This is a genomic window from Streptomyces sp. NPDC088261 (assembly GCF_044740805.1).
GTDB lineage: Bacteria > Actinomycetota > Actinomycetes > Streptomycetales > Streptomycetaceae > Streptomyces.
Genome location: NZ_JBIURL010000002.1, coordinates 112,266 through 126,975 on the forward strand (window position 1 = coordinate 112,266; position 14,710 = coordinate 126,975).

Annotated in this window: 13 protein-coding genes; 4 read left to right on the plus strand and 9 right to left on the minus strand. The window is 72.0% G+C overall.

The genetic code is table 11. The features are described from left to right. Window positions 1-30: 30 nt before the first annotated feature. The 5 genes from ACIODU_RS04485 to ACIODU_RS04505 all read right to left on the minus strand — a co-directional run bounded on the left by ACIODU_RS04485 (window position 31) and on the right by ACIODU_RS04505 (window position 5,600). Window positions 31-1,791, minus strand: a complete 1,761-nt coding sequence (locus ACIODU_RS04485) for a CocE/NonD family hydrolase (RefSeq protein WP_401763791.1) — start codon at window positions 1,789-1,791, stop codon at window positions 31-33. A 63-nt stretch (window positions 1,792-1,854) separates the two neighbouring features. Beyond that, window positions 1,855-2,706: an ABC transporter permease gene (locus ACIODU_RS04490; RefSeq protein WP_401763794.1), complete on the minus strand. Its 852-nt coding sequence runs from the start codon at window positions 2,704-2,706 to the stop codon at window positions 1,855-1,857. Continuing rightward, a complete protein-coding gene (locus tag ACIODU_RS04495) occupies window positions 2,703-3,536 on the minus strand; it encodes an ABC transporter permease (protein WP_401763796.1) in 834 nt (277 codons plus the stop codon). The genes ACIODU_RS04490 and ACIODU_RS04495 overlap by 4 nt, the downstream gene beginning before the upstream one ends. 4 nt (window positions 3,537-3,540) lie before the next feature. Then, window positions 3,541-4,599: an ABC transporter substrate-binding protein gene (locus tag ACIODU_RS04500; RefSeq protein WP_356419405.1), complete on the minus strand. Its 1,059-nt coding sequence runs from the start codon at window positions 4,597-4,599 to the stop codon at window positions 3,541-3,543. A 137-nt stretch (window positions 4,600-4,736) separates the two neighbouring features. Further along, window positions 4,737-5,600 (minus strand): ABC transporter ATP-binding protein, encoded by an 864-nt coding sequence (locus ACIODU_RS04505; protein WP_356419403.1) that lies wholly within the window; start codon window positions 5,598-5,600, stop codon window positions 4,737-4,739. 98 nt (window positions 5,601-5,698) lie between these two features. Between ACIODU_RS04505 and ACIODU_RS04510 the strand changes: the two genes are divergently transcribed. Continuing rightward, the gene (locus tag ACIODU_RS04510; protein WP_401763800.1) at window positions 5,699-6,427 is read left to right on the plus strand and encodes an alpha/beta fold hydrolase; all 729 of its coding nucleotides are present in this window, start codon (window positions 5,699-5,701) and stop codon (window positions 6,425-6,427) included. Between the two features lie 134 nt (window positions 6,428-6,561). Continuing rightward, window positions 6,562-7,311 carry a GntR family transcriptional regulator gene (locus tag ACIODU_RS04515; RefSeq protein ID WP_401763803.1) on the plus strand — a complete coding sequence of 250 codons (750 nt, stop codon included), beginning with the start codon at window positions 6,562-6,564 and terminating at the stop codon, window positions 7,309-7,311. A gap of 103 nt (window positions 7,312-7,414) precedes the next feature. On the opposite strand, the gene ACIODU_RS04520 is transcribed toward ACIODU_RS04515, so the two are convergent. After that, window positions 7,415-8,587, minus strand: coding sequence for a CaiB/BaiF CoA-transferase family protein (locus ACIODU_RS04520; protein ID WP_356419396.1), 1,173 nt, complete (start codon window positions 8,585-8,587; stop codon window positions 7,415-7,417). Further along, window positions 8,587-9,597 carry an MBL fold metallo-hydrolase gene (locus tag ACIODU_RS04525; RefSeq protein ID WP_401763806.1) on the minus strand — a complete coding sequence of 337 codons (1,011 nt, stop codon included), beginning with the start codon at window positions 9,595-9,597 and terminating at the stop codon, window positions 8,587-8,589. Before ACIODU_RS04525 ends, ACIODU_RS04520 begins: the two co-directional genes overlap by 1 nt. 155 nt (window positions 9,598-9,752) lie before the next feature. Between ACIODU_RS04525 and ACIODU_RS04530 the strand changes: the two genes are divergently transcribed. Together ACIODU_RS04530 and ACIODU_RS04535 are read left to right on the plus strand one after the other, a co-directional pair. Next, window positions 9,753-10,628 (plus strand): HpcH/HpaI aldolase/citrate lyase family protein, encoded by an 876-nt coding sequence (locus ACIODU_RS04530; RefSeq protein WP_401763808.1) that lies wholly within the window; start codon window positions 9,753-9,755, stop codon window positions 10,626-10,628. Between the two features lie 51 nt (window positions 10,629-10,679). Next, complete coding sequence (locus ACIODU_RS04535) at window positions 10,680-12,851, plus strand: hypothetical protein (protein WP_401763811.1); 2,172 nt, start codon at window positions 10,680-10,682, stop codon at window positions 12,849-12,851. A gap of 118 nt (window positions 12,852-12,969) precedes the next feature. On the opposite strand, the gene ACIODU_RS04540 is transcribed toward ACIODU_RS04535, so the two are convergent. Beyond that, on the minus strand, window positions 12,970-13,908 hold the full coding sequence (locus ACIODU_RS04540; protein ID WP_401763815.1) for an NADP-dependent oxidoreductase: 939 nt from the start codon (window positions 13,906-13,908) through the stop codon (window positions 12,970-12,972). A 76-nt stretch (window positions 13,909-13,984) separates the two neighbouring features. Next, the gene (locus ACIODU_RS04545; RefSeq protein WP_401763818.1) at window positions 13,985-14,632 is read right to left on the minus strand and encodes a hypothetical protein; all 648 of its coding nucleotides are present in this window, start codon (window positions 14,630-14,632) and stop codon (window positions 13,985-13,987) included. Window positions 14,633-14,710 lie beyond the last annotated feature (78 nt).

Sequence of the window (14,710 nt, forward strand, 5' to 3'; positions counted from 1 at the left end):
TGCGGTGCGGTGTGATGCGGTGTGGTGCGGTCACCTCTCCGGGATGACGGGGAGCAGCAGGTACGAGGCGTGTGCGCCGCCCGTGTGGACGGTGGTGTGTCCGTCGTACGTCCCCGCCATCCGGTCGCGGTCGTCGTTGTGCAGGAACGGCCCGCAGCCGGTGAGGTCGTTCTTGAGGTTGGACAGCCGGGCGCTGGGCCCCGGGTGGACGTAGTCCTTGCCCCGCACCTGAAGCGCGATCCGGTACCCGGCCGGGACGACCAGGCAGGTCGGCAGGATTTCGATGTCGAGTTCGTACACCGTGCCCGGCTCCAGGGGCTCGGCGGCCTCGTGCGGGTGGTAGGGGCGGTGGGCGGTGGACAGTACCGGGTCGAGGCGTCGGTGTGACGCGCGCAGCCAGCCCTGGGCAATGGGAGTGTGCGGGTCGAGCGCGCCCTGGAAGACGACTTCCTCGTCGTCCGGTGAGAAGACCCGTACGACGAGGAACAGGTCGGCGTCGGTGGTGCTGGACGAGACGAACAGTTTGGCGGCCAACGGGCCGGTGATCTCGGTCTGTTCGGTGAGCGGTGGGGTGCTGAACTCCACGCCGTCACCGAGCGCGGCGAAGCCCGCCGTACCGTCGGACGCGGCGCCCTCCGTGAGGAGGGACGGTCCGGCGGCGTCCAGGTAGAGCTTCGTCCAGCGGGTGGAGGGCAGCGGCCAGGCGTCCTCGCCGCGTGGTGTGAAGGTCGCGTCGACGTGCCGTATCTGCAACTGCACCGCCGGCCGGTCCTCCCACCCGTTGGCCTCGTCCTTGAGATAGCGGTCGAAGAACCGCCGCTGGAGGTCGACGCCGTAGTCGGTGTAGAACAGCGGCCAGTGCGCGTGGCCGTGCATCTCCAGCCACTTGGCGCGGGACGCCGCCCGTACAAAGCCCTCCACGTTGCCGCGCAGGTGCAGGCCCTGGCCACCCCAGTTGCCGCAGCTCAGGACCGGGACGTCGATGGCGTCCCAGTCGGCCGACCGCTCCCGGTGGTACGCGTCGTAGAAGGGGTGCGCGGCGATGTCCGCGCCGAGGTCGGTGCGGTTCGCGGCCAGTTCGGCCGGGGTGAGCGCTTCGTCGCCGCAGATGAGCTGGCCGGTGTTCGGGTTGCGGCCGCCGGTCTCGCCGACGCCGTACTGGACGGTCTTCACCTGCATGTCGTACCAGTGCTCCCAGAAGGTGGAGCGGATGCCTCCCTGGTACGAGCCGTCGCGGTAGAAGTCCGACGCGCCTTCCCACGGGCAGATCGCCGCCAGGTGCGGGGGCCGCCGCGACGCGACCTGCCACTGGTTGATCGCGTAGTAGGAGATGCCGTTGAGGCCGACGCGCCCGCTGCTCCAGTCGCGGGTGCCCGCCCACTCGACGCAGTCGTGGAAGTCCTGGGTCTCGCGCGGCGAGAAGGGATCGACGCGGCCGGGGGAGCGGCCGGTGCCGCGCGAGTCGACGCGCACGCAGGCGTAGCCGTGCGGCACCCACTTCTCCGGGTCGACCACTTCCCAGTTCTGATACGTGTTGGAGGTCCCGGCCACGGTGTCGGGGTGGTCCCGCGCCATCGCCTCCCACGCGCTGGGATAGCCGCGCTCGAAGGGCAGCCCCTTCGCGTACGGCCCGTACGTCATGATCACCGGCACCGGTGCGTCGGTCACCGGACGGAAGACGTCGGCGCGCAGCACGACCCCGTCGTCCATCGTGATGGGGACGTCCCACTCGACACGCATGCCTGCGGTGATCTCGGTCCGGAACGGCTGGGTGCCGCCGTCGTCGGGCATGTCTTGCTCCTTGGTTCTGTACGGGGGCGGGGCGGGGCGGGCGGGTGACGGACGGTGGAGCGGTCAGCGGTTGACGTGCAGATGCCAGGGCGCGAGGCGGCGCAGCGCCGCCTCGGTCCCGGTGCGGGCGGCGATCCCGAGCAGCGCGAGCACGAGCACCGCGACGAACGCGGCGTCCTGGTCGAACGAGCGGGCGTGGGTGAGGATGAAGGTCCCGAGCCCCGGGAGGCTGGCCAGGAACTCCACCGCCACCGCGCCGACCAGGGCCCGCCCCACCGCGACCTGGACGCCCGCGACGACAAACGGCAGGGTCGCGGGCAGCAGGACGTCGATCACCACGCGCGGACGGGACAGCCGCAGCATCTGGGCGAGTTCGGACAGCTGGAGCGGTACGTTGCGGGCGCCGTCGCCGGTGCTGACCACACACGGCAGGAACGCCGAGAGGGCGATGACGGCCAGCCGGGTCTCGCCGGAGTAGCCGAGCCAGATCGTCGCCATCGGGACGATCGCGAGCATGGGCATGGCGTACAGGCCGCTGACGTACGGGGAGATCAGATACCGCAGCCACGGCACCCGGCCGACCCCGAGGCCGAGCGCGGTGCCCGCGACGCAGCCGAGGAGCAGGCCGAGGACCACCCCGCCGAGGGTCTCGCCCAGCGCCGTATGGAACTCCGCCGAGCTGAGGGTCGGCCAGGCCGATCCGGCGACGCCGGTGGGGGTGGGCAGGTAGTCGGGCAGCCACAGCCGTACGGAACCCTCCCACACGATCAGGACCAGGGCGGCGACGCCCAGCTTCCCGAGCACGTCGGCGCGTCGGCCGACCGGCCGGCCCGCACGCGGGGGCCGGTGGCCCTTCCCGGTGGAGCCGGACGGCGCGGCCGCGTCCGGGCCCGTCGTGATGCCGGTGGCGGTCATGGGCGTACCTCCCGCCACCGGGCGAAGTAGCCCTCGACGGCCCGGCCGCAGCCCATCAGGGCGACGGCGAGCACCGACACGAGGAGCGTCAGCCCGAGCACGGTGGCCGAGTCGAAGCGGGTGCTCGCGGCGAGCAGCAGCCCGCCCACCCCGCTGGCGTTGAGGAAGAACTCCGCCGCGAGGGTGCCGACGAAGGCCATGGCGATGCCCTGGCGCACACCGGTCATCGCGTACGGCACGGTGTGCGGCAGCAGGACGTCCTTCCAGATCCGCCACTCGCTGCTGCGGAACGTGCGGGCGACTTCGAGCAGTGTGGTGGGCACCCGGTGGGCTCCTTCCGCGGTGTTGACGAGAATGGGGAACACGGCCGTCAGAAAGACGACCAGGGTCTTCGCCGGCAGGCCGAACCCGAAGGCCGAGAGGATCAGCGGGGCCAGCGCGACGATCGGGACGGACTGGAGCGCGAACAGCAGCCAGTCGGTACTGCTGCGCAGCAGCCGGGCCCGGGAGAGCAGGAGCCCGACTCCGACACCGGCGACGATCGCCAGCGCGAGGCCGACGACGAGCAGCCGGCCCGACGAGAGCAGCGCGCTCGGCAGCGAGCCGTCCTCGGTCAGGGTGGCCAGCGCCGAGAGCGAGCGGCCGGGGGTGGCGAACAGGACCGGGTCGCGGACGCCGGCCCACTGCCAGAGCCCGAGGCCGGCGACGAGGCCGGCGGCGGAGACGGCGAGGGGGATCAGACGGCGGGCGGCGCGGGCCCGGGGCCGTACCCCCGAAGTCTTCGTGCCGGTGCCCGTTCCGGTGTCCTCCGGCGGGGGAGTGGCCATCATCCGGTCACTTGCCCGTCGCGTCGGCGAACACCGACGGGTCCGCCAGCTCGTCGTAGGTGGGCGCCTTCTGCTGGGGTACGTTGCCCGCGGCGACCGCGCCCTCGATCGTGTGCTCGATGGCTTTACGGTCCAGGCCGTCGCCCGACTTCGGCCAGACGCCGAGCGAGAGGAACGTCGGCAGCGCCGCTTCCGTGACGCTCTCGGGGGCCTTGGTGACCCCGGAGGCCACCGCGGCGACCTGCTTGATGTGGGCCGGGTCGTTCATGTAGGCGATGGACTCCCGTACGGCGGCGACCACGTTGACCCACTGCTCACGGGCCGGCCCGTCCAGTGCCTTCTTGGAGGTGACGAGCACCGTGTAGTGCTCCAGCGGGTCGACTCCGGCCAGGGTCATGATCTCGTCGACCTTGGTGCCGGGCTTGATCTTCTCCCGTACGGTGGCGAGTTCGTCCGGGTGCAGGACGGCGACCTTGACCTGGCCGGCCACCAGCGCGTCGACCGTGGGCGGCCCGCCCACATTGATCGTGCTGACGTCCTTCGGGCCGAGTCCGCAGCTGTCGAGCATGCTGGCCAGGGCGAGGGCCTTCGGCGCGCCGACCGCGTCCACCGCGACCGTCTTGCCCTTGACCGCCTCGCAGGTCGTGACCCCGGGGTCGGTGCTGGCCAGGAGGTAGGTCGGCTTGGGGAAGCCCATCACGGAGACGATCGAGCCGCCGGAGGCGCGCAGCGCGACCGCGCCGGGCGTCCCGATGATGCCGCCCTGGATCTCACCGCTCTGGACCGCGCGGCCGACGTCCGCACCGGTGGTCAGCGGGCGCAGGGTCACGTCGAGGCCCCGGTCCTTGAAGAAGCCCTGCTTCTCGCCCACGTACATCACGGTGTTGAGGAAGATGGGCGGGATGCCCGGCACACCGATGGTGATCCTGCCGCCGCCGCCTTTGCCGCCCGACGCGGAACCGGCGGCCGTGTCCGAGCCGTTGTCGCCACAACCGGAGAGGACACCGACGAGGGCGAGGACGGTGGCCGCCCCGACCAGGGCGGACCTGCGCCGCGGAATCTTCATGAGAACTGCTCCTTCTGCTTCCGCGCCCAGGTGCACGGCGGGCATGGCATGACTGAGGGTGGGTGTGACCGATGAAGTGGTGTGACCGATGAAGTGGTGTGCATGCTGAAGTGGTGTGACGGGGAGGCCGTGTGCTGTCAGCGGCCCGAGTCGGCGTTCATGATCAGGGACCAGACCCGCTCACGGATCGCCAGGAACTCCGGTGTGGCCAGTACGGACCGGTCCCGGTGCGCCGGGAGCCGTACGTCGATCAGCTCGGCGACGCCGCTGGGCCGGCCGTTGAGCACGGCGATCCGGTTCCCGAAGAGAACGGCCTCGTCGATCGAGTGGGTGACGAACAGCATCGTCACGGGGTGGTCCTGCCAGATGCGCAGGAGTTCGAACTGGAGCACTTCGCGCGTCTGGGCGTCCAGCGCGCCGAAGGGCTCGTCCATGAGGAGCAGCCGGGGCCGTACGGCGAGCGCCCGGGCCAGGCCGGTGCGCTGCTGCATGCCGCCGGACAGCTGATGCGGGTACGACTTCTCGAAGCCGGAGAGCCCGACGAGCGTGATCAGCTCCCTGGCCCGCTCCAGCGCCTCCTTCTTCCCGGTCCCGCGTACGCGCAGCGCGTACGCCACATTGGACTCGACCGTCTTCCAGGGGAAGAGGCCGAAGTGCTGGAAGACCATCGCCACACCGTCGGGGGTGCCGTCCACCGCCCGGCCGTCGATGCGGACCACACCGTCGGCAGGCCGGATCAGCCCGGCCACCGCGCGGAGGAGTGTGGTCTTTCCGCACCCCGACGGCCCGACGATGGACAGCACCTCGCCGGCGCCGATCGTCAGATTGATGTCCTTGGATACCGTGCGCTCACCGAAACGCATGGTCAGCCCGTCCAGCCGCACCGTGGCGCCGGCGTCACCGCCGACCGGTACGGCCTGTCCCGCCGACCCCCGCGCACTGTCCACGGGGCCGCCGCGCTTGTCGCCCTCGCTGTGGCGCACCGATTTGATCGTGGTCATACCGGGGATTCTGGGGCTACGATGCCTGACATGCAATAGCTATACTTAAGATTCCAGAGAATGCATCATCTTGGTATGAGGTGCCTATGACTTCGAGGGTGACCCCTCTCCTTCTCCTCCACACCTGGGGCGGCGACGCCGGCACCTGGGCGCCCGCGGTGCGCCATCTCGGCCCCTACGTGTCCCACTTGGATGCGGTCGACCTGCCCGGACACGGCGCCCGCGCCGCCGAGCCGTTCACCGTGGACGGGGCCGTGGAGACCGGGTCGGCGGCGCTGGACCGGGCGGCCGGACCGGCACACGTCGTCGGCTCGGGACTCGGGGCGCTGATCGCTCTGGCCCTCGCCCAGCGGCGTCCGGATCGCGTTCGGTCGCTGACCCTCGTCGGATTCCCCCCGGCCGACGGCCCGGAGGCCGCCCGCAGGCCCGCCGAGACCGAGGCCCTGCTGGCGCGCGACGGCACCGAACGCTTCGCGAAGGCGTATGTGGACAGCACCGTGCTGAGCGGCGATCCCGCCCACGCCGACCTGCTGTACCGCGCGATGGCGGCGACGCGTCCCACGGTCCTGCTCGACTCGCTGCGCGCGACGCTCGGTTGGGCCGGACACGTCGACCCGGGGCCGCTCGGCCTGCCGTGCCAGGTGGTACGGGGCGCGCGGGACCACCGGGTCGGCGCCGCCCCCGCCGCCGCCCTGGCCCGGCGCCTCGGAGGCTCCACGGCCGTGGTGCCGGGTGCGGGCCACGTCGCGTATCTGGACGCACCGGAGGCCTTCGCCGCCACCCTCACCGCGTTCCACCGCGCCGCCGCCCCGGAGCCCGACCGGTGAGGGCCGCCAACTGTGCGTCCCCGCCGGTCCGTTGATCCGCCGGACCGATGCGACACTCGTAGATCCCGACACCCTCCACCGGTCACCGTCCGGCGCTCACCACGCGCCGCGCGCCGAACGACAAGGACAACGACATGCCGCCGCAGTCCCGCCGCCTCAGGAGCACCGCCACCGACGGCGGCGTGCCGAAGCCCGCGAAGCCGGCCAAGACGGTCAAGGCGCCCACCAAGCGCGACCACATCGCCACCGAGCTGCGCCGGATGATCAGCGAGGGCGAGCTGCCCCGGGGCAGCCGTATCCAACAGGACGTCCTCGCCTCGATGTTCGACACCAGCATCACCCCGGTCCGCGAGGCGCTCCGGCTGCTGGAGGCCGAGGGCGTGCTCGTCGGGGAACCGCACAAGGGCGTCCGGGTCGCGGACGCCGAGTACGAACAGGTCAAGACCGTCTACCTCCTTCGCCGTCTGATCGAGCCGTACGCGATGCAGCGGGCCGCCCGGCGGCTCTCCCCGCTCGACATCGACCTCGCCGAACGGCTGGTGGCGGACATGGAGCAGGCGGCCGAGGAGGGGGACCGGGCGCGGCTGAACGCGGCCAACTACCAGTTCCACTTCCTCTTCTACGCCAAGTGCGGCAACGAAGGGCTGGCGGCGGAGATCGACCAGCTCTGGCAGAAGTTCCCCTGGGACGTGCTCCAGGTGCTGCACGACCGCGCCGACGAGACCTCCAACGAACACCGGTCCATGCTGGCCGCCGCCCGGCTCGGTGACGGCGCCGCGCTCGCGAAGGCGACGGAGTGGCACCTCTCGCGCAGCTTCCAGGCGCTGGGGCGGCACTTGACGGGCCGGGACGTCGCGGACCCGTTCGACGTCGACAACGACTGAACCGGAAGCGGGCCTTCTTCGACAGGGCCTCGCCCCGAAGCCGTCCGGCCGCCCTTCCTCGGTGAGGGGGACGACCGGACGTCCGCTCCGGAGGTCCGGGGATCTATTCGGCGACCGGCGCGGGAGCCGGCGCCTCGGCGAGCCCGAGTTCGCGCAGTACGTCCCCGGTGTGCTCGCCCAGCGCGGGCACCCGCCGCCCGCCCGGCGGCTCCGGCACCCGGTGCAGCGGCGAGGTGACCACCCGTACCGCCCGCCCGTCCGGCAGCGTGGCCTCCGACCAGCGTCCGGTCGCCTCCGCCTGCGGATGCGCCAGGACGTCGGCGATCTGGTTCAGCCGCGCGTACGGTACGTCCGCCGCCTCCAGCCGGGCCGTGACCTCCGCCGTGGACAGGGTGATGAGCCGCGCCTGTACGGCCCGTTCGGTGCGTTCCCGGTGCCGTACCCGCGCGCTGTTCGAGCCGAAGGCCGGGTCGTCGAGCAGCTCCGTGTGGTCGAGCACCGTACGGCAGAGCCGCTGCCACTGGCCCTCGTTCTGCACCGCGATCAGCACGTCCTGACCGTCGGCCGTCGTGTACGGGCCGTACGGCGCGATGCTGGCGTGCCGCATCCCGGCCGGCGGCGGCGCGGATCCCGAGTGCAGTTCGGCGAGCAGGAGCGGACTCATCCACTCCAGCAGTACGTCGAAGAGCGCGACGTCGATCCGCCGGCCCACGCCGGTCCTCTCGCGCGCGTACAGGGCCGCCGTGACGGCGCTCAGCGCGTACGTCCCGCCCGCCAGGTCGGCCAGCGAGACACCGGGTTTCGCCGGGGTCTCGGGGGTTCCGGTGGCGGAGATCGTACCGGCCTCGCCCTGCACCAGCGCGTCGTACGCCTTGCGGTCGGCGTACGGCCCGCTCGGCCCGTAACCCGACAGATAGCAGCGCACCAGGCGCGGGTTGAGCTCCGCGAGCGCCTCGTCGGTGATGATCCGGTTCAGCGCGCCGGGCGCCAGATTGCACACCAGTACGTCGGCCCCGGCGAGCAGGCGGCGCAGCGCGTCGCGCCCCGGCTCGGACTTCAGGTCGAGCACGACGCTGCGCTTGCCGCGGTTGAGCCACACGAAGTGGCTGGACTGGCCGTACACGCTCTCGTCGTAGCCGCGCGCGAAGTCCCCGCCGCCCGGCCGCTCGATCTTGATGACCTCGGCGCCCAGGTCCGCCAGATGGCGGGAGCACAGCGGTGCCGCGACGGCCTGCTCGACCGCGATCACCCGGATGCCCCGCAGGTCGCCGGTCATCAGCGGCCGAAGCGCAGCACGGTACCGACCGCGGGCTGCACGTAGTGGGCGGACCTGTCGGTGGACAGCCGGGTGTGGGTGCGCAGTCCGCTGCAATGCATCGGCATCACGGTGGCGACCTCCAGTTCGGCGAAGGCGGCGGCGGTCAGGTCGACGTTCTCCGCCGGGGTGGTGGGGAAGCCGAGATGGAAGCCGCCCATCACGGCGCGGACGGGCTTGGGGCCGCACACGGCGCGCGCCTGGTGGATCGTGTTGATGACACCCGCGTGCGCGCAGCCGGTGAGGACCACGAGCCCCGCGCCGCGCACGTCGATGACCAGGCCCATCTCGTCCATCACCTCGTCGCGGCGCAGCCTGCCGTCCGGCGCGACCTGGTAGAGGCCGGGGTCACCGGGCTTGAAGGCGGGCGCGGCGCCCGCCTCGAAGGCGACCTTCCGGGGGATCACCCCGGTGGTGTGCACGCCGCACCCGAGGTCGAGCGAGTCCTGGGTCAGGACCGGCACGCCGCCCGACCGCTCGACCTCGCCGAAGCGGAACGCGGCGTTGTAGACGGAGGAGGTGCGGCCGTCGCCCATCACGGCGTAGCGCGGGAGTTCGGCGTCGGCGTGGGTGGCGACGGGGATCCGGCGTCCCGCGAGGTCGAGGAAGCGGTGGATCCCGCCGAAGTGGTCGGGGTGTCCGTGGCTGATGACCACATGGTCGATGGAGGCGGGGTCGACGCCGAGCACGCCCATGTTGTGTTCCAGCACGGTGCCGGTCAGGCCGACGTCGAACAGGACGCGGGTGGTGTGGCGGCCCCGTACCGCCTCGACCAGGAAGCTGATGCCGTTCTCCGCCTGGGGCGGCAGGCGCTTCGGGTCGAAGTGCTCGATCAGTCCGTAGCGGGAGACGCAGTGGTCGTCCACGCCGTCGGTCCCGCTCTCGCCCGTGGGGCTGGCCTGGTCGGGCAGCAGCATGTCCACCTGGTTCTCGACCAGCACGGTAATCGTCACGCTGTCGGCTTCGAACACGCCGCGGTCCTCCCGTAGTTACGAGTCCGGCTCACGAGCCCGGAGGCCACGACCACTTTCGTACGTGGGGTCCAGGCCTGAAGTATGGTGAGTCGTAAGCTACATCATCGACATAGAAAATGCATCATCTGATTCATGATGTGCAAGGAGTGCCCATGCCTGGTCAGCCACCCCGCTCCCACCTGTACGTTCCCGCCGACCGGCCCCGTTTTCTGCGGGCCGCGAAGCGCTCCGGGGCCGACGCGCTCATCCTCGACCTGGAGGACGCGGTCGCGCCGTCGAAGAAGGACGAGGCGCGGGCTGCGGCCGTCGCGTTCGCCGGGGAACGGGGCGGAGACGAGGGCCCCGAGGTGTGGGTACGGATCAACGAAGGCGCCCGCGGGCTGGCCGACGCCCGCGCGCTGCTCGCCACGGGCCGGGTCGACGGGCTGTGGGTCCCGAAGGCGGCGCCGGGTGCGGACCTGGACACACTGGTCGCGCTGGTCGCCGCCGGAGGCGGTGTGCGATCCGGCGCCCCGGCCGTCGCCCTCGGACTGCTCGTCGAGAGTGCCGTCGGACTGCTCTCCCTCGGCGCGATCGCCGGCCGCCCCGGGGTACGTCACCTCCAACTCGGCGAGGTCGATCTGCGCGCGGACCTGCGCATGGCCCCCGACCCCCTCCCCGGGGACCGGCTGCTCGACTGGGCGCGCGGACTCACGGTCGCCCACACGGCGGCGCACGGCCTCGCCTCCGCCGTCGCGCCCGTCTCCGTCCACACGACGGACATCGAGGGGTTCCGCGCGTCGAGCACGCACCTGCGCGGGCTCGGCTTCCAGGGCCGCGCCTGCATCCACCCCGACCAGGTCGCGGTCGCCAACGAGGTCTTCGGCGTCGACCCCGCCGAACTCGCCGACGCCCACGCCCTCCTCGACCTCTTCGAGGACCGGGTGACGGCGGGCAGCGGCGCGTTCCGCGACCCGCACGGCGCGATGGTCGACGCGGCGACGGTCCGCCGCGCCCGCGAACTCACGGGCCGTCCCGACGCGAACTGACCGCCGGTAAACCCGGTGCGCCGGCTCGTACCCCTCTGCGATCATCCACGGATGGCGCACCCTCTCGCATCGCTGGTCATCCGGCACACCCACCGTCTTCCCGTTCCTGAGGGCCCCGCCGGGGAAGGGGCCGCCGCCGCGCGGCAGTTGGACGTGGCGCTGGCTTCCGTGGGGTTCAAGCTCTCGGGGGAGTTGCTGGGGCGGCTGTCGGGGTTGGCGGAGGACGTGGTCGTGGACACCGCCGAGCGGGTGCTGGCGACCGTGGCGGTGATGGTGGGTGACCACGTCCGGCACAACGCGTACTTCATCGACTTTCCGGCCAACGTGCCCGACACCGAGGACTTCTGGATGCGGTGTGTCGCCACGGCCCTCGCCGACGAGGAGTCGCGCGAGAACGTGCTGATACAGCTGGCCCACGGTGTGGTGGACCTGCTCGGGCTGCCCACGTACGGCCGGTACCAGCACACCTACGAGGAGATGCTCGCGGCGCAGGACGAACTGATCGCCTCGGCCGGCGACCGGGTCACCGTACTGCACCCCGGGCGGGACCTGGACGGTGAACTCACCGACCTGTACCTGGCTTTGGCGGGCAGTACGACTCCGCTCGGCGAGGAGCACCTGCGCGACCTCGCGACCCTCGCCGGGTGGGGCGCGCTCGGCCCCCAGCCGGAGTCGATCCCCGTACGGGAGAACCGGGCGGTCGTCAACGCCGCCCGTCTCGCCGTCGGTGCCGACCTCCTGCTGGACACCGTCACCGACGTGCTGCGGCTGGCCTGCGCGCTGTCGGGCGGCGACGTCACCCTGCGGGAGCCGACCCGGTTCCGCGCGCTGTCGCGGCCCGCTCGCCGCGCGCTGCTCGCGGGTCTCGACGCCCTGGTCGCCGCGAACCCCGCCAAGCTCGCCGACGTACACGCGCACCGTGAGCCGTTCAAGCGGCTCGGTGAACGCCTGCACCCACACGAGTACCCCCGCTGGCCGCACGCCGCCGACGTGTTCGCCGTGGCGCGGGGCGAGAAGGAGGCGCGGTCCTTCGACAGCCGCGCCGAGGAGCTGCTCGGCGACTCCGACGTCATGGGCGCCGTGCGGCTGCTGTCCTCCGCCCCCGGCAAGCTCTTCCGTACGCTCGACCTCCTCCTGCGGATCAGCGCCGGCCAGGACGAGCGGGACGCGGTGGTGGCCGCCGCGGTGCGCGTCGCTCCCGAGGTGTCCGGCCGCGTCGTGCTCTCCGTCCGCGAGCACTTCCAGAACCGGGGGCGGGAGACCGGCGCGCCCCGGATCTTCGTCAACAGCCGGGGCCGCGGCTGGGCCGCCCCCGACGTCCGGCCGCCCGTCCCCGCCGCGGACCGCGACCGGCTGATCGCCGCCCTCGACGCCGAGATACGCCGCAGGCTCCCGGCGCCGGGCCGGCTCCTGCTCGGCCCCGACGTCCTGGACGTGGCGCTCCCGCTCAGCGGCCGGGCGACCGCGGCGGGGCTCGGCGTCCTGCCCCGGGGGTCGGTCTCCGCCGTCGACGGCGAGCAGCTCCGCTTCTTCGTGTACTGGAAGGAGGCCGAGGAGAGCACCGACTACGACCTCTCGGCGCTGGTGCTCAACTCGGAGTACGGCACCGAGTCCTGGCTCTCGTACACCTCTCTCACCGCCGTCGGGGGCGAGCACTCCGGCGACCTCACGGAGGCACCCGACGGCGCCACCGAATTCATCAACCTGTCCCTGAACCGGGTGCGCGGCACCTTCGTCGTCCCGCAGGTCCACATCTACGCGGGCGAGGGCTTCGACGACGTGGAGGAGTCGTTCTTCGGGTTCATGCTGCGCGACGGTGAGCAGAAGGGCCGGCCCTTCGAGCCCCGTACGGTACGGATGAAGTCGGAGCTCCGCGGGGCCGGCCGGGTGGCGCTGCCGCTGGTGTTCCGCCGCGACGACGACGGCCGGTGGCACGCCATGTGGCTGCACCTGTACCTGACGGGCCTCTCGTCGGAGAACCGGGTCGAGGAGCACCAGGTGTCGGTGTCCAAGGTGGTGCGCGCCGTCGTGGAGCGCGAGCACCTGACGCTGCGATACCTGGTCGGCCTGATGTCCGACGACGCCACGGCGGTGGAGCTGTGGGACGGCGGGCCGGTCCCGGACGAGCCCGTGACGTACCTCGGCATCGAACGTCCCGAGGGGCTGCACCCGGACTCCCGGGTCATCACCCTCGAAAACCTGCGCGACGTGATCCCGGGCTGAGTGCTAGCGTTGCCGACGGCGAGGCCATGAAAGGGCTTCCTTCTCAATTCCTGCTAAGAAACAAGCTCTTTCGCTTTCCTCGCCCATAGTCTTGCTCCCGCTCGCGACCGGGAGGCGCCTACGCGGCGCCTTCCGGTACGACGCGGATGATCGTCCTCCCGGCGCCGCGCCGGCCGGACGGGCCCGGCGCGAACGCCGCAGGTGCTTCGGCGAGCGGCCGTACCTCCCCGACCGCCGGCGTGAGCCGTCCGTCCCTCACCCGCCGTACGAGGCCGGTGAGCGTGGCCCGGTCCGGTTCCACCACGAAGAAGACGGCCCGGCCGTCCTCCGGCCCGACCGTGGGCGGGGCGGCGATGGTGACGAGGGTGCCGCCGGGGCGTACCAGGGCGGCCGAGCGGTCCAGGATCTCGCCGCCGATGACGTCGAACACGACGTCGACCCCTCCGGTGTCCTCCAGCCGGTCCGCCCGGAGGTCCACAAAGGCGTCGGCGCCCAGGCCGAGAGCGGTGTCCCGGTCGGCGGACCGGCCGGTGGCGATCACCCGCGCGCCCACCTCGCGGGCCAGTTGGACCGCGATCGACCCGACACCGCCGGCGGCGCCGTGCACCAGGACCGTCTGCCCCGCCGTGAGCCGCCCGTGGTCGAACAGACCCTGCCACGCGGTCAGCCCCGAGACGGGCAGCGCGGCGGCCACGACGTGGTCGACGTCGGCGGGCAGCGGTGCCAGGTTACGGGCCTCCACGGCGGCGTACTCGGCCAGCGATCCGTTACGGGTCCAGTCGGCCAGGCCGAAGACCCGCTGGCCGACCGTGAGGCCGGTGGTGCCGTACCCCAGCTCGGCGACCACCCCCGACAGCTCGTGTCCGGGCACACTCGGCGTACGGTCGCGGCCGGCCCGGTCGGTCCACGTCGCCGGCCAGGACAGCTCGCCGCGCGTGAAGCCGGCGGCGTGCACGCGCACGATGACGTCGTTCTCGGCGGCGTGCGGGTAGGGGAGTTCCGTCAGGGCGAGTCCGCCCGTACCGGCGTCTCGGTCGTGGACGGTGACGGCCTGCATGAGAACTCCTCTTGACGGGTGACGGGTGACGGGTGACGGGTGACGTGGGGCCCGTTCGCTCGCGTACGGTCGCGCGTCAGCCGGTGCGCCGTGCGACGACGTGCTCCAACAGCTCGATGTGGTCGGGCAGCGTGGCCAGCCCCGCTTTTTGTTCGCCGAGGCGGACCGCGGTGTCGAATGCGGCGATGGCGTGAGCGCCGTAGGCGTCGACCAGCGCGACGTGCACCATATACGTCTTTCCCGCTGAGGAATTCAGCCCCGCGGGCAGATCGTCGCATTTCCATGATGTGAATGCCGTGACCGTGCACGGATCACCCGGAATGAAATACGTATCGTTCGACGGGTCTTGTACGACGGCCCACAGGGCGTGCGAACCGGGCAGCCCGTTGACCGTACCCGACAGCCTCAGGGCGCCCCCCAGCCGGAAACCGTCCGTCTGGTCGATGTCCACGGTGGGCTGCGGGCCCCCTCCGAAGGGGGGCGGGCCGGGCGGCGGACCCGGCGGCCTTCCGTCGTCGCGGCCCATGTCCCTGGCGCCGCTCCGGCCCGTGCCGTCCGTCATTTCGGAGACAAGAATCGTCCCCATGACCCCGATGATCGCGACAACGACGGCCACCACACCATTGGCGGCGATGGGATTCCGCTCCCACCAGGAAGGCCGCGCGGCCGGCCGCGTACCCCTGCCGCCCGCGCCCGCGCCGCCGCCCTCCTCTTCGCCGTGCATTTCCGTTCCCTCCGCCAAGCGGACCGTTCCTGGAATAAGAGAACGGAATCTGTTCGCGAAGAGACACGAACCGGCGCG